Source organism: Brevibacillus sp. HB1.1, from assembly GCF_013332445.1.
Taxonomy (GTDB): Bacteria; Bacillota; Bacilli; order Brevibacillales; family Brevibacillaceae; genus Brevibacillus; species Brevibacillus porteri.
In genome coordinates this window covers 550,278-568,887 of the sequence record NZ_JABMIV010000002.1, presented here as the reverse complement: position 1 = coordinate 568,887, position 18,610 = coordinate 550,278, and the positions used below count along the sequence as shown (strand labels likewise).

The window sequence follows — 18,610 nt, the reverse complement described above, 5'->3', positions numbered from 1 at the left end:
GAGAATTGAAGTAACGTCCGTATTGATACTTTCAGCCTGAGGGGACTTGCTGATGATATTCGTGACCGGAAAACTGTATTGGCCAGAAACATTGCCAGCGCCACCCCTATATCCCGCTCTGACCGAGGACGTGAAGTGTGACGTTCTGATCATTGGTGGCGGTGAGGCAGGAGCACTCGTTTCCTATTATTTGAAGCAGCATGATGTGGATGTCATCCTCGTGGATAAACGGCGGGTGAGTGGGGGCAGCAGCAGCGCTAACACCGGTTTGTTGCAAATATGCAACGATAAAACGTTAACAGCCTGTATCCATTCGTTCGGTGAGCAAAAAGGAGTTCGTTTTTACGAACTGACGCGGCAGGCGGTTGATGAATTGGAAAACATCTCTGGGCAGCTAGATCAATCTCCAGATTACATAAGACGTGACAGCTTGTATTATGCCAGTGAACCAGCTGATGCAGAGAGCTTGCGGACAGAGTACCAGTTATTGAGGAAGTTTGGCTTTCCAGTCACCTATTTGGAGCGACCGGATATAGAGAAGCGATTCTCTTTTTCGAGGGCAGGGGCTATTTATTCCAAGGGAGATGCGGAGCTCAATCCGTACAAATTTGCCAACGGTGTGATCGCCCACTCTGTGAAAAAAGGGATGCGTGTTTACGAAAACACGGAAGTCGTGCATCAAAAAGTGCAGGACGGAGGGCTTTTGGTCTACACCAATAATGGGTACACAATAAAGTGCAGGCGTGCCGTGTTTGCCACTGGCTACGAAGCACAATCCATGAAGCGCAACGCCAACGCTGTGATTTCCAGCTCGTTTTCCATCGTGACCAATCAAGTCGATGCATTTCCAGGTTGGTCGCAAGCATGTTTAATCTGGGAAACAGCCCGTCCCTATTTGTATATCCGTACTTGTTCGGAAGGGAGAATCATTGTCGGAGGACTGGATGAGCCGTTGAACGACTTACAAAAGAAGGAGGCTTCCAGTCTGAAAAAGCGGGATCATTTGCTCGCAAAGATTCAAGAGTTATTTCCAGAGATTCCCATGCGAGCCGAATATTATTGGGGAGCGACTTTTGTCGATACCCATGACGGACTCCCGCTTTTTGGGGAGCAGGAAGGCTATCCGCATTGCTTGTTCACACTAGGCTACGGTGGGAACGGAACCGTCTATTCGACTATCGGCGCGCAAATTATCAGTGATCTGATTACCAAAGGAAGTCATTCGGACGCCGATCTTTTTGCTTTTGACCGGATAAAATATCCCAGTGTCACAGTCTGATCGAAAAAGCTTTCCCATTCAACGGGAAGGCTTATTTTTTTGAAAATGTCAGAACGGGCGGGCCCAAATTTGTTGGATGGGCAAGTAACATTTGAACGTGGCCTACCTGCCTAGCATAGGGTAGATGGAAATATCGTTGACAGGAGTAAAAAGGCAGGTATAATCTTCAATAACAGAGTATTCCGAGTAAAATACTATAGATTAGAAGAGGAGTGAAGGTGAGCTGTATGAAAACCACGAAAGGCAAGGTCCAGACGATCCTGCAACGCGTAGGAATTGTTGCTATGGCAGCTGCTATGGCAGGCTGCTCGGCTGCTGCACCAGCAGAAACAGGTAATGGAGCTGCGGGCAGCAACTCTGCGGTAGAGCTACTCAATGTTTCCTACGATCCGACGCGAGAGTTTTACCAAGATATCAACAAGGAGTTTGCCTCAGAGTGGCAACAAAAGACTGGTCAAACCGTGACGATCAAGCAATCACATGGCGGTTCAGGCAAGCAATCCCGCTCCGTCATCGATGGTTTGGAAGCAGATGTAGTCACCCTTGCCCTCGCTTATGATATTGACGCGATTGCCGAACGCGGTCTGATTCCTGCCGATTGGCAAAAGAAACTCTCGGATAACAGCTCGCCTTACACCTCCACGATTGTGTTTCTCGTGCGCAAAGGCAATCCGAAGCAAATCAAAGATTGGGATGATTTGATCAAGCCTGGTATATCCGTGATCACACCGAATCCGAAAACGTCTGGGGGAGCTAGATGGAATTACTTGGCTGCCTGGGGTTATGCCTTGAAGACAAATGGTGGGGATGAAGCGAAGGCACAAGAATTCGTTGCACAATTGTTTAAAAATGTACCCGTCCTCGATTCTGGGGCACGTGGTTCGACCACTACGTTTGTCGAGCGTGGCATTGGGGATGTGCTAATTGCGTGGGAAAACGAAGCGTATCTCGCTGTCAATGAACTAGGGAAAGACAAGTTTGAGATTGTGAATCCGTCCCTGAGCATTTTGGCTGAACCACCTGTAACCATCGTTGACAAATACGCTGACAAGCACAAGACAAAAGAAGTAGCAGAAGCATACCTCCAGTTCCTGTATACCAAAAAAGGCCAAGAGCTCGCAGCCAAGCATTACTACCGCCCTCGTTCGCAGGAAGTGCTCCAAGCACATACACCGGCATTCCCTGACATCCAATTGTTTACCATCGATGAGTTATTTGGTGGTTGGACGAAAGCACAAAAGACTCATTTTGCAGATCAAGGCGTCTTCGATCAACTTTATAAACCATAGACGTACACTTTCCTCAGAGGAGTTACCTTCATGAGAAAATCATTCCGCAACAGAGGGTTTTTGCCAGGGTTTGGCATGACCATGGGCTATACAATCATCTACCTGAGTCTTCTGGTGCTGATCCCTCTGTCTGTCTTGTTTTTAAAAGCTTCGGCGATGAGTTGGGAGCAATTCATAGGGACGATTATGGATACGAGGGTCCTTGCCTCTATTCGTGTGAGTATTATGACTTCTCTTTTCGCGGCTTGTCTCAATGCGGTGTTTGGTGTCTTGGTAGCATGGGTGTTGGTACGCTATCAGTTTGCGGGGAAGCGGATCATTGACGGCATAGTTGATCTGCCATTTGCTTTACCTACCGCGGTAGGCGGGATTGCCCTGACTTCTATTTACGCTGAAAATGGCTGGATCGGGCAGTACCTGGCGGAGTGGGGGATCAAGGTAGCGTACACTCCCATCGGTATATGGGTTGCACTGACATTCATCGGTCTTCCTTTTGTCGTCAGAACGGTCCAGCCTGTGTTGCAGGATTGGGATTTGCAAATGGAGGAAGCGGCGGCTACGTTGGGAGCTACTCGATGGAACACATTTTGGCGGGTGGTTTTGCCGCATCTGTTACCGGCGATCATTACGGGTTTTGCGCTCGCCTTTGCTAGAGCACTGGGTGAGTATGGCTCCGTTGTTTTCATCTCCGGGAACATGCCGTTGAAAACAGAAATTGTGCCCCTCTTGATTATGACCAAGCTGGAACAGTTTGATTATGCGGGCGCTACGGCAATTGCAACGGTCATGCTAGTGATTTCCTTTGTCATGCTGTTGGTCATCAACTACTTGCAATGGAAAATCAATAAATTCGATGCGGCCCGTTAGGAGGTATCACGTATGAAGCATTTGACGGAGCCGGCCTATATCCGATGGACACTGATTATCGTGGCCTTGCTCTTCCTCGGCTTGTTTTTGATCCTACCGCTAGTAGCTGTTTTTACAGAAGCGTTTCGGCAAGGGGCGGAGGTGTTCGTGGCGTCGATTACAGAGGAGGAAACATTATCCGCTGTCAAGCTCACCCTGCTTGTCGCTGCCATTAGTGTACCGCTGAATGTGACGTTCGGGATCGCTGCAGCATGGGCAATAGCCAAGTTTTCGTTCCCGGGAAAAAATGTGTTGCTTACGTTGATTGACTTGCCATTTGCTGTATCTCCAGTCATTGCGGGCCTTATCTTTGTCCTCTTGTTTGGGAGTCAAGGTGTGGCGGCGCCCTTGCTTGCGGCATGGGACTTACAAATCATTTTCGCAGTTCCCGGTATCGTGCTCGCGACCACCTTTGTTACCTTCCCGTTCGTCGCTCGTGAACTGATTCCGGTCATGGAAGCACAGGGAAGAGACGAAGAGGAAGCAGCAGTCTCGCTCGGAGCAAGCGGCTGGAAAACTTTTTTACGCGTCACGCTGCCAAACGTAAAATGGGGACTCCTGTACGGGGGCATTTTGTGTAATGCCCGCGCCATGGGTGAATTCGGGGCAGTATCCGTCGTTTCCGGTCATATCCGTGGCATGACCAATACGCTCCCGTTGCATGTGGAGATTCTCTACAACGAATATCAATTCGCTGCTGCCTTTGCGGTAGCCACCTTGCTTGCTGCCTTAGCCTTGGTGACGCTTATTCTGAAAAGCTTGATCGAGTGGAAAACCGAGCGGCAAGCAAAGCTGGATGAGGAACAACACTACGACGTGACAGGAGAGAGAGCCGGATGAGTATCGAGGTAGTGAACATTACGAAGTCATATAAAAGCTTTACGGCGCTGAAAAATGTGAATCTGCATATCCCGGAAGGCGAACTCGTAGCACTTCTCGGGCCTTCCGGATCGGGAAAGACGACGCTTTTGCGTCTCATCGCTGGACTGGAACAACCGCAGGAGGGAAGCATCCTCTTTCACGGAGAGGATAATACGAATCGCGACGTGCGCGAGCGGCAGGTTGGATTTGTATTTCAGCATTACGCCTTGTTTCGGCATATGAACATTTTTGACAACATTGCGTTTGGGTTGTCCGTTCGCTCCCGCAAAACACGACCGAGCAAGGAGGAAATCAGTGAAAAGGTTCATTCGCTGTTAAAGCTCGTTCAGCTAGAAGGTCTCGCACATCGCTATCCCTCACAGCTATCCGGTGGTCAGCGCCAACGTGTCGCATTGGCGAGGGCATTGGCAGTGGAACCAAAATTTTTGCTGCTGGATGAACCGTTTGGCGCTTTGGATACGAAAGTGAGACAGGAGCTGCGTCGCTGGCTCCGTCATCTGCACGGGAAGCTCGGGCTGACGATTCTGTTCGTCACGCACGATCAGGAGGAAGCGATGGAATTGGCGGATCAGGTAGTTGTGATGAATGAAGGGCGAGTGGAGCAGGTAGGATCGCCCGAAGAAATTTATCACCATCCGGCGAATCCGTTTGTGTACAGCTTTCTGGGGCGGGTCAATTTGTTTCACGGACGAATCCAAAATGGCAAAATCAAGCTCGGCGAAGCAGAGTTCGAGACAGATTGGAAGGATAAAGCGGTGGAGGCTCCCGCTGTTGGATACATGCGACCACATGATGTAGAGATATCGTTGCGACCGCCAGAGGGGAAGTCTGCCAGATCTGTTCAGGCCGAAATTAACCATATTTCGCTCTTGGGTCCGATCGTTCGCCTGGACCTGAAACGTTTGGACACGGATGAAGTTTTTGAGGCAGAGATGAGCAGGCAGCGTTTTATGGAGTTGAACGTAGAAGAGGAGAGCATTGTGTATGTGACGTTGCACAATGTATCGATCTATGTGGATTCACAGCCTCTACAGACACATCGCCCTTCCCTCGTTCCGTTGCAGGCCAGTGTTTGATCCGATTGATTGCAAATAAACCGGTCTGCATTTGCCGCAGGCCGGTTTTTGCTGGAGGCACTCTCTACTCGCCACGTTGCTTGGAGCGTGTCTGTTCTTTGCTAATTGTGTTCGATCTACGAGTTTGCGAAGGGTTTTCTTTCTTTCCCATCTCATTTTTGACACCGTTTTGCTTGGACATTTCTTTGCCTCCTTCCCATTGGATTGCCATGGTAGTTTTCCCTGTGAAAAGGATTTTCATGAATCAAGTGATTTTTGCTGTGTGCGAAATCGTTTACCTTTTGCAAAATGAGGTCATCTCTGGTAAGATAAGTGTTTGAACGATTCAAAAAAGGCAGGTATTGCGACGATGATAAGCACTCAGAACGTGACGCTGCGCTACGGTAAGCGCGCACTGTTTGAAGATGTATCCATTAAGTTTACCCCAGGTAACTGTTACGGCCTCATCGGTGCGAACGGTGCAGGGAAGTCTACCTTCGTGAAGATCCTCTCCGGAGAGATCGATCCGACGAGTGGTCACGTTTCGGTGACACCGGGCGAGCGTATCGCTGTATTAAAGCAGAACCACTTTGAATTCGACGAGTACGAAGTGTTGAAAACGGTAATTATGGGCCACAAGCGCCTGTTCGAGATCATGGAAGAGAAGACCGCTCTCTACATGAAAGAAGATTTCTCTGAGGAAGACGGCAATCGCGCGTCCCAATTGGAGGGAGAATTCGAAGAGCTGAACGGCTGGATGGCCGAAGCAGATGCAGCTAGCTTGCTGATCGGTCTTGGAATCCCGACTGACTTGCACGACAAGCAGATGAAAGACCTCTCTAGTACGGAGAAGGTACGTGTTCTGTTGGCGCAAGCCCTGTTTGGTAATCCACACATCCTGCTTCTCGATGAGCCTACGAACCACTTGGACATCGAGTCGATTCGTTGGTTGGAAAACTTCCTGGCGGATTATGAAAACACCGTCATCGTTGTATCCCATGACCGTCACTTCCTGAACAAGGTGTGTACGCACATTGCGGATATTGACTTTGGCAAAATCCAAATGTACGTGGGTAACTACGACTTCTGGTACGAATCCAGCCAATTGGCACTGAAAATGGTTCGTGACCAGAATAAGAAGAAAGAAGAAAAAATGAAGGAACTGCAAGAGTTTATTGCGCGTTTCTCTGCGAATGCTTCCAAGTCCAAGCAGGCGACTTCGCGTAAAAAGCTGTTGGAGAAAATTACGTTGGAAGACATTCGTCCTTCCAGCCGTAAGTATCCGTTCATCAACTTCAAGCCAGAGCGTGAAGCGGGTAAAAACCTCGTAGCCATCGAGGGCTTGAGCAAGACGATTGAAGGCGAAAAACTGTTTGAAAACCTTCACCTCACCATCAACAAAGGGGACAAAGTTGCTTTTGTCGGACCAAATGAGCTGGCGAAAACAACCTTCTTCCAAATTTTGATGGGCGAAGTTCAGCCTGATAGCGGTTCTTTCGAATGGGGCGTTACGACTTCCCAAGCGTACTTCCCAAAAGACAATTCGGAGTACTTTAGCTCCGATTTGAGCCTGGTTGACTGGCTGCGCCAATACTCCAAAGATCAAGACGAGACATTCATTCGTGGATTCCTCGGTCGCATGCTGTTCTCTGGAGATGAAGCGCTGAAAAAGTCAAACGTATTGTCTGGGGGAGAAAAAGTTCGTTGCATGCTGTCCAAGATGATGCTGGCGAGTGCCAACGTACTGATCATGGACGAACCGACGAACCACTTGGATTTGGAATCCATTACTGCATTGAATAACGGCTTGATTGAGTTCGACGGTACACTTCTGTTTGTATCTCATGACCACCAGTTCGTTCAAACCATTGCGAACCGGGTCATTGAGTTCACGCCGAAGGGTGTCATTGATAAAATGATGACATATGACGAGTACCTGGAGAGCGATGAAATCAAACGCCTGCGTGATGAGCATTACGCGTAAGCTGCCTACGCACATATAAAAAGCCCTTGGCTTCGCACAAATCGTGTAGAAGTCAGGGGCTTTTTCTCATGTTACGGGGTTTTCCACAAACTCGATTTTAGTAAGGAAGGCTTCCTTGCTCGAGAAAATGACGCGCTCTTTTCGGGGGGAAGTAAAGAACACCACGATATACTGGTCATCTATGTATTCTACCGTGCCTCGTTTCTTTGGTCTCTGTATCGTCTTCACGGGTTTATTCAACCATTCATTCATCTGTTGTTCCTCCTACCTGGCTTTCCCATTCATTATACCAAGATTAAAGGCGATGCCCAATGACATGTGCAGTTATGGCGATGCGCAGAAGCATTTGATCGTGCCCGTTTTCCGCATTCAATCCAGTCCACTCTCGGATGAGCTGGATGCGGTATTTGATTGTATTTTTATGGACATACAAACGACGCGCGGCTTCCGCGTAATTCCCATCCGCTTGCAAAAACACTTGCAAGGTTTGCAAGAGCTGTCCGTTTTTTTCTCGATCATAGCTTTGAATTTTGCCCAGACATTCTTCTGCAAACGTTTGGGCTTCTGTCGCTGGATCGTTTGCATACATGATTCGCTCAAGTCCTAAGTCGTGGTAGCTTTTGATGTGAAGAGAAGAGACGTTGGCTGGGGTTGTAGAATGGAGAGCAGTTCGCAAGCTGATCAGCGCTTCCCGATAACTACGAACGATGCCTTCTCGCTCAGGATGATATCGCCCAATTCCTGCAAAGACGGATTGATCCAATTGCTTGGTGACCGTCTTTAAGCACTGTTCCTGCAGCCATTGCGAGAGCGGTTCAGTGGGGGCATGAATAGGCATAGGCACGAGCAAGAGGACACGATTTTCCTGATCCAAACCATACAGAATCGCCTCATTTGAGGAAAAAAAGCTGTGCAACGCGTTCAGAAGATGATGGTTTTCTTGCCAAAGTTCCATGCCGGTTTTGTCATGGGGGGAGGAGCTTACGATCATCGCGATATAGTGATCGGACAACTCCCAGCCAACTTCATCCGCCTTTCGCATGAGCATTTCATGTGAGACGATCTGGCCACTGACGAGTTGTTGCAAAAAATCATTGCGAAAACGCTGGAATGTTTCCTGGATGGCTCGTTGTCGCTGCATTTCAAGTGACAAGAGGGCAGCAGTTTGCTCGATGGCGACTTTTTCCCACGCGTAAAGATCACGCTCCCGCTGTTCAATGATGATGGTTCCCTGCACGATTTGGTCGTGGAGAAGCCACCGGACATGGATGCCTTCTTTTTGTCTGCTAAGAGGCTCTTGCGCTAGTCGAATTGGGGCGCGTTGACCGTATAGCTTGTCCAATGAATCATCGCCTGGGTACGAACCAAGCGAGGAATCCCATTTCCATTTATGCTGGGGGACATGGATGGATACAGGAGCATCAAGGGTATCGGACAGTAAATCTGTCAAAGTAGAAATCGGAGCTCCTCCCGTTAAATAGTGATGAAACCGTTCATAAATGGCATGGGTTCTGTCCAGCTCGATGCGCTGTTTGTCATTGATGTATTGAACGACTGGCACGATGACATCCGACCAAGCTTTATTCATCGGAAAGGACAGGATGGGAAATGCCTTTTTCGTAGCGTGGGAGAGAACGGCTTCAGGAAGGTCCTCGATGTACCGACCTAATTTGATGGCAAGCCCGGGGGTGCCGATGGTGACTAGCTCATCGATGAGTGTTATCAGCCGTTTCGTACATGTTTTTTGCTGAGAGAGAAATGGAAAGCCTGTCGTCAGAACGAATTCACCAGCACGCAGCCACCTGTGGCCATCGGGAGAATCAAACGAGGTGACGCCCAGCAGTTCATTCTCTAAAGAGTCCGCGCCTGCAAGCACTGACGATTCATCAAAGCCACCAACTAGTATGAGCTCACGGACAGTAATCATTACGCTCACCATGCTTTCATCATCTTTTAGCTACTTGTACAAAACACCGTTCCATTTTCTAGTCATGTGAACAAAGGAAGTATTTGAATTTTTAGATAATAATAATGTACATGTCCATGATGTGTACAGGCAATGGGACAAATCGAGCAAACTGGGGGGAGTCGTATGAAAGCGAGGGATTGGCTAGGAGTACTGCCGTTCATTGGGATGCTAGGAGGAATTCCGTTTGTGAATCGGGTAGAGCCTTACGTATTAGGCATGCCGTTTGTCCTATTTTGGATCGTTCTCTGGGTTGTCTTAACTTCCGTCATCATGGCATTCCTCAACAAAATCGACCCTGCTACGAAGGAGGACGGCCAATGAATATTGCCTTGATCATTATTTTTGCCTTTTTATTGCTGTCCTTCTACTCCGGTATTCGTGCGCAACGAGGGAAAGACATGAATATGGAACAATGGACCGTTGGCGGCAGAGGATTCGGTTCGATCTTTATTTTCTTGCTGGTAGCAGGCGAGATTTATACGACATTCACCTTTTTGGGAGGCAGTGGTTGGGCGTACTCCAAAGGGGCACCTTCTTATTACGTTCTCTCTTACATTTCCCTCGCCTATGTCATTTCCTACTGGCTCTTGCCGCCCATTTGGCGGTATGCCAAAGAGCACAAGCTCGTCTCCCAATCCGATTTTTTTGTAAGCAAATACAATAGCCCGATACTCGGCATTTTGGTCGCAGCGGTCGGAGTCATTGCGATTATTCCGTATCTCGTCCTCCAATTCAAAGGCTTGGGGATCATCGTGTCGGAAGCATCCTATGGCTCGATTTCACCTGCTGCTGCGATATGGATCGGAGTCATTGCTGTGACCATTTACGTCATGATCTCAGGAATTCACGGTTCGGCTTGGACGGCTGCGATCAAGGACATCATGATTTTCTTTGTCGTCGTTTTCCTCGGGCTTTACCTTCCGTTTCATTATTACGGGGGTATCCAACCGATGTTTGAAGCCGTACAAGCTTCCAATCCTGGTTTCTTGACGTTCCCTAAGGAGGGATTAAGTATTTCCTGGTATATTTCAACGGTGCTGGTCACGGTGTTCGGATTTTACATGTGGCCGCATACGTTCGGTTCCGTGTTTTCAGCGAAAAATGCAAATGTGTTCCGCAAAAATACGATCATGCTGCCGCTCTATACCTTGATGCTGTTGTTTGTGTTCTTTGTCGGCTTTACGGCGATTCTGCAAGTGCCCGGATTAAAAGGGGCGGACGGTGATTTGTCCTTGCTCCGTCTGTCGTTGCAAACATTCGATCCGTGGGTAGTCGGGATCATTGGAGCAGCAGGTTTGTTAACTGCGCTCGTACCAGGCTCCATGCTATTGATGACAGGGGCAACGCTCTTGGCGAAAAATGTGTACAAAGTCATGGCTCCGCACACATCTGACGCACAAATCGCCCGCATTGCCAAATGGTTAGTGCCTGTCATCTCGTTGATTTCGCTGTATTTTGCAATGAGTGGGGGAGATACGCTCGTAACGCTGTTATTAATGGGCTACAGCTTGGTCACACAGTTATTCCCGGCATTGCTTTTTAGTCTTCCTTCCAAGCCGTGGGTAAATAAATACGGTGCGTTTGCCGGGATTTTATGTGGGGTGTCAACTGTTGCGTATGTGACGTTTTTCCAAGTGACGATAGCGACTATGTTCCCGAATTGGCCAGCCGTTGTCAAAGACTTGAACATTGGTGTCGTGGCATTGCTAGTCAATCTCGTCGTGATGTTTACTGTGACGTTTTTGACGAAGAATCTTTTTGCACTCAATCGTCATGCGGCAAACACAGAAGGGACACCCACTCTTTAATACTCATTTCCTAAAGGGGGCAGTTATATGGCAGATATGGTTTTTCTCAATGGACAGGTGATCACGGTAGATCATGAGAATCGGGTGGCAGAAGCAGTGGCTGTCAGAGGGAATCGCATTCTTGCTGTCGGGTCTAGTGAAGATGTGAAACAGTTGATTCAATCACATACAAACGTCATTGATTTGCAAGGGAGGAGTCTATTGCCCGGCTTCATCGATGCCCATCTGCATATTACGATTTACGGTACGAACAAACTGGGAGTCGATTGCAAAGCAAGAGGGATCAGGTCGATTGATGATCTGCTCACCGCACTGAAAGAACAAGCGGCAAAAACACCAGCAGGAGAATGGGTGAGAGCATGTGGTTTCGATGAAAATCTCATGATCGAGCAACGCTATCCGACAATCGCCGAGCTGGATGAAGTGACGACAGCGCATCCTGTTTTTGTCATGAGGACGTGCGCTCATCACTCTGTCGTAAACAGCAGAGCGCTTGCCTTAGCGGGTTACGACAGAGAGACAGCCGATCCCCAAGGTGGACGTATTGATCGTGATGCAGATGGTGAGCTAACGGGATTCCTCATCGAAACGGCACATATGAACCTATTTGAAAAAGCGGCTTTTACAGAAGTAGAGTATATCGAAGGTTTGCGATTAGCTTCGAAAGACTTTGTTGCTGCGGGGATTACGAGCATCCACGATGCGGGAGGATACGGTCCAGAGAACTATCGGGCGATGCAAAAAGCGGTACAGAAAGGAGACGTGAAAGTTCGCATCTACGCAATGGTTTGTGCTTTGAATCAATCCGATGATTTTGTCCGAAAGATGGTCGATGCAGGGATGGTAACGGGTACGGGGAATGCTCGGTTCCGTATCGGACCCGCGAAAGTTTTTACAGATGGGGCAAGCATTGCGCCCACGATGGCCATGCGTGAACCGTTCACCAGCCGACCAGATGATTATGGAATTCTCTACTATGAACAGGACGAGTTGAATACCATTTTGGGAGAGGCACATGCAAAAGGTTTTCAAATTACCGCTCATGCCCAGGGAGATCGAGCGATTGACATGCTGCTGACATGCTTTGAAACGGCACTAGAAGCGCATCCGCGCGAGAACCACCGACATCGAATTGAACATGCTGGTGTATCTGCGCCTGATCTGCTGGCAAGAATGGCTCGGCTAGGCGTCGTACCCATCCCGAATCCTGCTTTTATCTACGATTACGGTGATTCGTATGTGACCAACATCGGAGAGCGTGTCGGACATATGTTTCCGGCGAGGGATCAGTTCGACGCGGGGATCGTTACGGCAGGAGCGTCGGATAGTCCCGTGACTGATTTCAACCCGCTGATTGGGATTCATACTGCCGTTAATCGAGTGAGTAAAACAGGTCAGGATGTGGGGACAAATCAAAGGGTCAGCATCATGGAGGCGATTCGCATGTTTACTTGGAACGGAGCGTACGCCAGTTTTGAGGAGGGGATCAAAGGGAGTATTGAAGTTGGGAAGCTGGCTGATCTCGTGGTGCTGGACGGCGATATTTTGGCAACGCGGGCAGATCGTATCAAAGAGCTGCGCGTAGACAAAACGATGATCGATGGGGAGTTCGTCTATCAACGCCAAGATGAGGAGGTTTTACAAGCATGAACGTAAAGGCGAGAAAGCTAGCGATCAATGAAGAACGACTGCAAAAACGAATCGAGCAATTGGCGCAAATCGGGAAAATAGGTGAAACGGGTGTATGTCGACTCGCTTTGTCTGCTGAAGATCGGGCAGGCGTAGAGCTGGTGCGTAGCTGGATGGAAGAAGCAGGTCTTCAGACGCGGATCGATGACTTCGGCAATTTGATTGGTCGGATGACGGGGAAGGATGATCAAGCTCCGATCTTGATGATTGGCTCACATATCGATTCGCAGCCGTACGGCGGTCAGTACGATGGTGTGATCGGGGTATTGGGCGGGCTGGAGGTTGTCCAGACGTTGAATGAACAAGGGCTCATGCCTGCACAGCCTATTGAAGTCGTTGCGTTTTGTGACGAAGAAGGATGCCGATTTCAAAAAGGACTGTTTGGTTCCAAAGGCATTCTCGGCATGCTGGACCCGACGGACTTGGAGCGAACGGATAAAAACGGGATCACACGCAGGCAAGCACTGATTGATTTTGGATGCGACCCTGATCGTCTGGAAGCGTCTATTTATCCAAAAGACAGCATCGGTGCTTATCTGGAGCTGCATATTGAGCAGGGGCCGATTCTCGATGATGCGAAAGAAGCGATTGGAATCGTGTCTGCGATATCAGGGCCTTTGTGGTGGACGGTCGAGCTGACTGGCTTTGCCGGGCACGCTGGTTCTGTACCGATGCCGATGAGAAAGGATGCGCTTGTCGGAGCAGCAAAAGTAATTTTGGCTGTGAACGAGCTGGCAAAGCTTGATCCACAAGCGCCAACAGTCGGTACAGTCGGTCATTTGGAGGTTTTCCCGGATTCGCGCAACATCATTCCAGAGCGGGTGCGTTTTTCGATTGATTTGCGGGATATCGATTTGAAGCGTCGCGATGAGCGCGAACAAGCGTTGCGCGAGGCGATTGAGCTAGCCGCTGTAGAAGGTGGATTGCAATATACCATTACGGAAGATACGAATAGTGACCCGCGTTACTGTGCCGATTGGATTAAGGCAATCATGCACGAGGAGAGCAGCAGGCTTGGTGCCTCTGTGCGCGAGCTGATGAGTGGTCCTTTCCATGACGCTTTGGCACTCTCCTACGTTTGTGATTACGGGATGATTTTTGTCCGCTGCAAGGACGGTATCAGTCATAATCCGCAAGAATATGCAGCCTATGAAGACGTAGCACTGGGAACAGAGCTGCTCTACAAAACCGTTTTGCGGATGAGCACCAACCAATAAGAGAGAGAGTCGCCCGTCTAAGTGGATAGGCGACTTTTTTCATACAGCCAATGACGAGACTTTACAAGCTGTTTTTGATATATTTTATTCTTAGAGATTCTTATCACGCTTGAGGAAGGAAGAATGGCATGAAAATGCGTGTTTCCGCTGTGCAGTATCATCTGCATACCATACATAGCTTTGAAGACTTCGCCAATCAAGTTGAGCACTACGTGAAAAACGCACAAGAGTACGACACAGAATTTCTCCTTTTCCCGGAGCTGTTTACGACTCAACTCATGTCGATTGGAGACGAGCAGGGCAATGCGCTGCCGATTACGGCATTGCCATCATTCACGGACCGATATGTCGAGCTGTTTCGTTCCCTCGCTGCCAAATACGAGATGTATCTGATTGGTGGAACGCACATCATCGAGGAAAACGGCAAGCTTTACAATACGGCTTTTCTGTTTTACCCGGATGGACGTGTAGGCCAGCAGAAAAAAATCCATATCACGCCATGGGAAGTAAAAGGCTGGAACATGGGGGCTGGCGACTCGTTGCAAATCTTTGAGACCGACAAAGGGAAAGTCGCGATGATTATTTGCTACGACATCGAGTTCCCTGAGTGGGTGCGCATCGCCAAAGCACGGGGCGCAGATGTCATTTTCTGCCCATCCTGCACGGATGATCGCCACGCATTCCACCGCGTACGTTATACCAGCCATGCTCGGACGATTGAAAACCAGGTGTATGTCGTACTGACTGGAACCGTAGGCTCGCTGCCGACAGTTGATTTCATGCGAGCGAACTTTGGACAAGCGGCGATCTTGACGCCAAACGATGTTCCGTTTCCTCCGCGAGGCATTCTTGCTGAAGGGGAAATCAACCACGACATGATGGTAACCGCTGACCTGGATATCCAATTGCTATACGACGTGCGGGAAAAAGGCTCCGTCACAACGTGGCGCGACCGCCGTACCGATTTGTATACAGACTGGAAGTAAAGCATTCCATCGTGATCAGGACAGCAGGAGGATGAATATGTACAGAAAAGAGCTGTATGTATTTGAAGGGAACAAGCCACGCAAAGCCGTCATACGCAACTACAATCATGCAGACTTCTTCGAATTGATCCAAATCCAGGCGGAGAGCTTTCCCCCGCCGTTCCCGTCTGAGTTATGGTGGAACCAGGAGCAGCTGATGAACCATATTACGCTGTTCCCAGAAGGTGCTATTTGTGTAGAAGTAGACGGGATTTTGGCGGGTTCGATGACAGGGTTGCTCGTGAGGTTTGATCCGGCTCACCCCGAGCATAAGTGGGAGGATGTCACGGATAGCGGTTATATCCGTAATCACGATCCGCAAGGGGACACGCTGTACATCGTAGATATTTGCATTCGTCCGAGCTTCCGCAAGCTGGGATTGGGTCAACAGATGATGCAAGCGATGTATGAGCTGGTGGTACAAAAAGGACTGCGCAGATTGCTCGGCGGAGGTCGCATGCCAGGATATGGACGTTATGCAGACCAATGGACACCTGAGCATTATTTGGAGCGTGTTCTAACAGGGGAAGTAAGAGACCCGGTGATTACATTTCTCATGCGCTGCGGTCGTACGCCTGTTCAGGTCGTGGCGCATTATTTGGAAGATGAGGAATCTCGCAACTACGCGACACTCATGGAATGGAAAAATCCATTTCAGCAGCATCTGTAGGGCGTTTATCCGACATAATCGATCGAGAGGGGATATGACTGATGGAATTCGTACGTATTCAACATATTGACAATCCGCTGTTTGCGAAGATGCACCGTTTGATGCAAGAGGTTTTCCCGCCTGAGGAAGTATTGGAGTACGATCTGTGGAAAGAACCGCTGGAAGATCCGGGTATTCGTGTATTTGTAGCTGTACACGAAGGAGAAGTTGTGGGCGCTACCGAATACCGTTATTACACAGACATGAACGTAGCCATGACAGACTTCACGATCATTGGTCAAGAAGGTCTCGGAGTGGGCCGATTCCTCGCCAGAGAGCGTCAAAAGGACCTGCTCGCTCTGGCTGCTGAAAACGGCAAGGAGCTGTACGGGATGTTTGCAGAAATCTACGACCCGTACCGTGTGGAAGAACATAGCTTTGGCGGGATCAAGCCAATGGACCCATTTGTACGCCGTGAAGTGCTCTCCCATCTCGGCTACAAACGTACGAGCTTTACCTATGTACATCCGTCCTGGCAAAATGACGGGGAAGCGGTATCTGGACTTGATCTGGGCTTCATGCCGACAAACGAAGAGCAAACAACCCTCGAAGCGGATCTGATCGTCACGTTCTTGAAGCGTTATTACGCCGTGCTTCCACAAAAGCCACAAGCATGGCTCGACATGGTGAAAGACTTGGAGAGCAAAGAGTCTGTAGAACTGCTTCCTATCTAATCGCAAGACAACAAGAACCAACTCTCCTGTGGAGCTATGGTCACGGCTCCATGGGAGTTTTTCGTAGTATCCCAGTCAGATTATTACGAAAAATGCAAGCCATAGGAAGAGGGATTCAAAATGAAAATCATCACGCTATGCGGGTCTACAAAATTCAAAAAAGAATTTGAGCAGGCGAATACGTATTTGACTCTCCAAGGAAACATCGTGATGAGCGTAGCTTTTTTTGAACAGAGCGAGGGCTTTGAGATATCACAGGAGCAAGCAGATCTACTCACTGACATTCACTTTCGAAAAATCGATTTGTCCGACGAGATTTTTGTCATCGATGTAGAGGGCTATATTGGAAGCAGTACAAGCAAGGAAATTGCGTATGCAAAAGAACAAGGAAAGCCGGTTCATTATTACTCCAAGAGTGGGATCAACGATAAAGTGATTGCCGCATTCTTTCACTAACGAGAAAATACAGAGGTGAAACAGGTGAATGCTCAAAATCTAGCATCGATCTTCCTTTACATAGCCGTCATCTTTCACTTGCTGGGCATGAGTGGCTGGACTTCTGCCAAGCTGGCACAACCAATCGAGCTCGCCATCCTCGCGCTGATGCTCCTGTCCATTTTCATTTTACGGAAAAAGAAACGAAAAAAGCGTCGGGCAAGAAGGCCAGCACCAGAAGTAGCAGTCATGCTTGAGAATGCCGAGGAAGGAGAGCCAGGCAAATGATCCATGACATCCACATGCAGGCGATTCTGGACGCTTCCCATGACGGCATCATCGCGGTCGATCGGGATTCCATTATTATCGGGGTCAATAAAAACGCGATGGAAATACTCGGTCTGCCAGGCAATATCGTGGGACAAAAAATTACCCGTTATATTCCCAATTCAGATATGTTGAGAATTTTGGCAACGGGAAAAAAAGAGAGAGGGGATATCGCGACGATCCTGAATCGGCAAATTATCATCAACCGTTTGCCGATTGTCGTAAAGGGTGAAATCGTGGGAGCGGTGTCCACTTTTAAAGAGATCACCGACATTCAAAAAATGGAGATGCGCATTCGCAAGCAGAGCATGGAGAGTGGCTTGGAAGCCAAATTCCGCCTGGAGGATATCGTGGGAGAATCATCTGCGATCCGCGAAGCGAAGGTATGGGCGGAAACATTTGCACGGACAGATGCGACGGTTCTCATTCAGGGGGAGACTGGAACTGGCAAGGAGTTGTTTGCCCAAGGAATTCATTTGAGCAGCCAGCGTGCAACTGGGCCCTTCATCCCAGTTAACTGTGCGGCGCTCCCTGGCAATTTATTGGAGAGCGAGTTGTTCGGATACGAGGAGGGCGCTTTTACTGGCGCGCGAAAAGGCGGAAAGCCAGGGCTGTTTGAATTGGCACACGGAGGCACGCTGTTCCTCGATGAAATCGGAGAGATGTCGATCCCGATCCAAGCGTTGCTCTTGCGTATCTTGCAGGAGAAAAAAGTCCGCAGAATCAGCGGGGAGCGCATCGTCCCTGTCGACGTGAGAATTATCGCGGCAACGAATCGGGATTTGGAACGACTGGTAGAGGAAAAGCAGTTTCGCTCAGACTTGTACTTCCGATTGAATGTGCTGACGTTAGAGCTGCCTGCTTTACGAGAGCGAATTGAAGATATTCCGCTATTGGTGGCATCGATCATTGGAGAGATCAAGGAACGGGAAAATAAAAGGCATCTGAAAGTAGAAGAGGCCGTTTTCCGCGTTCTCAAACAATACGACTGGCCAGGTAACGTACGAGAGCTGCGCAACGTGGTGGAAAGAATGGTCTTGCTTTGTAAGAATGACGCGCTTGGCAAGGAGGACACTGCTTTTTTTGCCAAGAAGCTGTATCAGCGGCAATCTTACCGAGATCAAGAAGAGAGAGAAGCAGAAGTCATCCGAAAGGTTTTGGCGGAGACGAAGGGAAACAAGGGAGAAGCGGCGAAAATTTTGGGAATGGATCGGTCTACGCTGTGGAGAAAAATGAAGCGCTACGAAAGATTGTAGAAATTGATGCAATTGCAACATCAGCGATGCATGTTTGCAACAGAGTGGCTCCGTTACTTGTTTAATTTACAGAAAATTAAAAACACATTCATTTGGCATGGTAGTT

Annotated in this window: 18 protein-coding genes; 16 read left to right on the top strand and 2 right to left on the bottom strand. The window is 48.9% G+C overall.

Features of this window, described 5'->3' with window-relative positions; genetic code table 11:
• Nucleotides 1-52: 52 nt before the first annotated feature.
• From HPY27_RS07480 to HPY27_RS07455, 6 genes are all read left to right on the top strand, one after another.
• Nucleotides 53-1,279: an NAD(P)/FAD-dependent oxidoreductase gene (locus tag HPY27_RS07480; protein WP_017248192.1), complete on the top strand. Its 1,227-nt coding sequence runs from the start codon at nt 53-55 to the stop codon at nt 1,277-1,279.
• 296 nt (nt 1,280-1,575) lie between these two features.
• On the top strand, nt 1,576-2,568 hold the full coding sequence (locus HPY27_RS07475) for a sulfate ABC transporter substrate-binding protein (RefSeq protein ID WP_371814319.1): 993 nt from the start codon (nt 1,576-1,578) through the stop codon (nt 2,566-2,568).
• A gap of 30 nt (nt 2,569-2,598) precedes the next feature.
• Entirely contained in the window at nt 2,599-3,435 is an 837-nt protein-coding gene (gene cysT / locus HPY27_RS07470) for a sulfate ABC transporter permease subunit CysT (protein WP_173621636.1), read from the top strand.
• A gap of 12 nt (nt 3,436-3,447) precedes the next feature.
• On the top strand, nt 3,448-4,314 hold the full coding sequence (cysW, locus tag HPY27_RS07465) for a sulfate ABC transporter permease subunit CysW (RefSeq protein WP_174224713.1): 867 nt from the start codon (nt 3,448-3,450) through the stop codon (nt 4,312-4,314).
• Nucleotides 4,311-5,432 carry a sulfate/molybdate ABC transporter ATP-binding protein gene (locus tag HPY27_RS07460; RefSeq protein ID WP_017248196.1) on the top strand — a complete coding sequence of 374 codons (1,122 nt, stop codon included), beginning with the start codon at nt 4,311-4,313 and terminating at the stop codon, nt 5,430-5,432. The genes cysW and HPY27_RS07460 overlap by 4 nt, the downstream gene beginning before the upstream one ends.
• Before the next feature lie 349 nt (nt 5,433-5,781).
• A complete protein-coding gene (locus HPY27_RS07455; RefSeq protein ID WP_026043048.1) occupies nt 5,782-7,395 on the top strand; it encodes an ABC-F family ATP-binding cassette domain-containing protein in 1,614 nt (537 codons plus the stop codon).
• A gap of 66 nt (nt 7,396-7,461) precedes the next feature.
• Here the strand turns inward: HPY27_RS07455 and HPY27_RS07450 are convergent, their stop codons facing one another.
• Complete coding sequence (locus HPY27_RS07450; RefSeq protein ID WP_069845267.1) at nt 7,462-7,647, bottom strand: hypothetical protein; 186 nt, start codon at nt 7,645-7,647, stop codon at nt 7,462-7,464.
• A gap of 43 nt (nt 7,648-7,690) precedes the next feature.
• The gene (locus HPY27_RS07445) at nt 7,691-9,334 is read right to left on the bottom strand and encodes a PucR family transcriptional regulator (protein WP_254612844.1); all 1,644 of its coding nucleotides are present in this window, start codon (nt 9,332-9,334) and stop codon (nt 7,691-7,693) included.
• A gap of 153 nt (nt 9,335-9,487) precedes the next feature.
• Here HPY27_RS07445 and HPY27_RS07440 point away from each other — a divergent pair, with 153 nt between their 5' ends.
• From HPY27_RS07440 to HPY27_RS07395, 10 genes are all read left to right on the top strand, one after another.
• Complete coding sequence (locus HPY27_RS07440) at nt 9,488-9,685, top strand: DUF3311 domain-containing protein (RefSeq protein WP_026043050.1); 198 nt, start codon at nt 9,488-9,490, stop codon at nt 9,683-9,685.
• Complete coding sequence (locus HPY27_RS07435) at nt 9,682-11,172, top strand: sodium:solute symporter family protein (protein ID WP_174224712.1); 1,491 nt, start codon at nt 9,682-9,684, stop codon at nt 11,170-11,172. The genes HPY27_RS07440 and HPY27_RS07435 overlap by 4 nt, the downstream gene beginning before the upstream one ends.
• 27 nt (nt 11,173-11,199) lie before the next feature.
• Nucleotides 11,200-12,822, top strand: coding sequence for an amidohydrolase (locus tag HPY27_RS07430; protein WP_174224711.1), 1,623 nt, complete (start codon nt 11,200-11,202; stop codon nt 12,820-12,822).
• Nucleotides 12,819-14,078: a M20 family metallo-hydrolase gene (locus tag HPY27_RS07425; RefSeq protein ID WP_174224710.1), complete on the top strand. Its 1,260-nt coding sequence runs from the start codon at nt 12,819-12,821 to the stop codon at nt 14,076-14,078. Before HPY27_RS07430 ends, HPY27_RS07425 begins: the two co-directional genes overlap by 4 nt.
• A gap of 128 nt (nt 14,079-14,206) precedes the next feature.
• Nucleotides 14,207-15,064: a carbon-nitrogen hydrolase family protein gene (locus tag HPY27_RS07420; RefSeq protein ID WP_017248204.1), complete on the top strand. Its 858-nt coding sequence runs from the start codon at nt 14,207-14,209 to the stop codon at nt 15,062-15,064.
• Nucleotides 15,065-15,101: 37 nt separating this feature from the next.
• On the top strand, nt 15,102-15,773 hold the full coding sequence (locus tag HPY27_RS07415) for a GNAT family N-acetyltransferase (RefSeq protein WP_174224709.1): 672 nt from the start codon (nt 15,102-15,104) through the stop codon (nt 15,771-15,773).
• A gap of 41 nt (nt 15,774-15,814) precedes the next feature.
• Nucleotides 15,815-16,486, top strand: a complete 672-nt coding sequence (locus tag HPY27_RS07410; protein ID WP_017248206.1) for a GNAT family N-acetyltransferase — start codon at nt 15,815-15,817, stop codon at nt 16,484-16,486.
• Between the two features lie 120 nt (nt 16,487-16,606).
• Nucleotides 16,607-16,942, top strand: coding sequence for a DUF4406 domain-containing protein (locus HPY27_RS07405; protein ID WP_106835931.1), 336 nt, complete (start codon nt 16,607-16,609; stop codon nt 16,940-16,942).
• 24 nt (nt 16,943-16,966) lie between these two features.
• Nucleotides 16,967-17,209, top strand: a complete 243-nt coding sequence (locus HPY27_RS07400; RefSeq protein WP_017248208.1) for a hypothetical protein — start codon at nt 16,967-16,969, stop codon at nt 17,207-17,209.
• Complete coding sequence (locus tag HPY27_RS07395; protein ID WP_017248209.1) at nt 17,206-18,504, top strand: sigma-54 interaction domain-containing protein; 1,299 nt, start codon at nt 17,206-17,208, stop codon at nt 18,502-18,504. The genes HPY27_RS07400 and HPY27_RS07395 overlap by 4 nt, the downstream gene beginning before the upstream one ends.
• Nucleotides 18,505-18,610: the final 106 nt, after the last annotated feature.

What these genes read in the sequence shown, in the direction of transcription:
- HPY27_RS07430 (WP_174224711.1), top strand. Translation starts at nt 11,200, where the DNA reads ATGGCAGATATGGTTTTTCTCAATGGACAGGTGATCACGGTAGATCAT.
- HPY27_RS07445 (WP_254612844.1), bottom strand. Translation starts at nt 9,334, where the DNA reads ATGGTGAGCGTAATGATTACTGTCCGTGAGCTCATACTAGTTGGTGGC.
- HPY27_RS07410 (WP_017248206.1), top strand. Translation starts at nt 15,815, where the DNA reads ATGGAATTCGTACGTATTCAACATATTGACAATCCGCTGTTTGCGAAG.
- HPY27_RS07440 (WP_026043050.1), top strand. Translation starts at nt 9,488, where the DNA reads ATGAAAGCGAGGGATTGGCTAGGAGTACTGCCGTTCATTGGGATGCTA.
- HPY27_RS07415 (WP_174224709.1), top strand. Translation starts at nt 15,102, where the DNA reads ATGTACAGAAAAGAGCTGTATGTATTTGAAGGGAACAAGCCACGCAAA.
- HPY27_RS07405 (WP_106835931.1), top strand. Translation starts at nt 16,607, where the DNA reads ATGAAAATCATCACGCTATGCGGGTCTACAAAATTCAAAAAAGAATTT.
- cysT (WP_173621636.1), top strand. Translation starts at nt 2,599, where the DNA reads ATGAGAAAATCATTCCGCAACAGAGGGTTTTTGCCAGGGTTTGGCATG.
- HPY27_RS07425 (WP_174224710.1), top strand. Translation starts at nt 12,819, where the DNA reads ATGAACGTAAAGGCGAGAAAGCTAGCGATCAATGAAGAACGACTGCAA.
- HPY27_RS07435 (WP_174224712.1), top strand. Translation starts at nt 9,682, where the DNA reads ATGAATATTGCCTTGATCATTATTTTTGCCTTTTTATTGCTGTCCTTC.
- cysW (WP_174224713.1), top strand. Translation starts at nt 3,448, where the DNA reads ATGAAGCATTTGACGGAGCCGGCCTATATCCGATGGACACTGATTATC.
- HPY27_RS07475 (WP_371814319.1), top strand. Translation starts at nt 1,576, where the DNA reads ATGGCAGGCTGCTCGGCTGCTGCACCAGCAGAAACAGGTAATGGAGCT.
- HPY27_RS07395 (WP_017248209.1), top strand. Translation starts at nt 17,206, where the DNA reads ATGATCCATGACATCCACATGCAGGCGATTCTGGACGCTTCCCATGAC.
- HPY27_RS07460 (WP_017248196.1), top strand. Translation starts at nt 4,311, where the DNA reads ATGAGTATCGAGGTAGTGAACATTACGAAGTCATATAAAAGCTTTACG.
- HPY27_RS07455 (WP_026043048.1), top strand. Translation starts at nt 5,782, where the DNA reads ATGATAAGCACTCAGAACGTGACGCTGCGCTACGGTAAGCGCGCACTG.
- HPY27_RS07480 (WP_017248192.1), top strand. Translation starts at nt 53, where the DNA reads ATGATATTCGTGACCGGAAAACTGTATTGGCCAGAAACATTGCCAGCG.
- HPY27_RS07420 (WP_017248204.1), top strand. Translation starts at nt 14,207, where the DNA reads ATGAAAATGCGTGTTTCCGCTGTGCAGTATCATCTGCATACCATACAT.
- HPY27_RS07450 (WP_069845267.1), bottom strand. Translation starts at nt 7,647, where the DNA reads ATGAATGAATGGTTGAATAAACCCGTGAAGACGATACAGAGACCAAAG.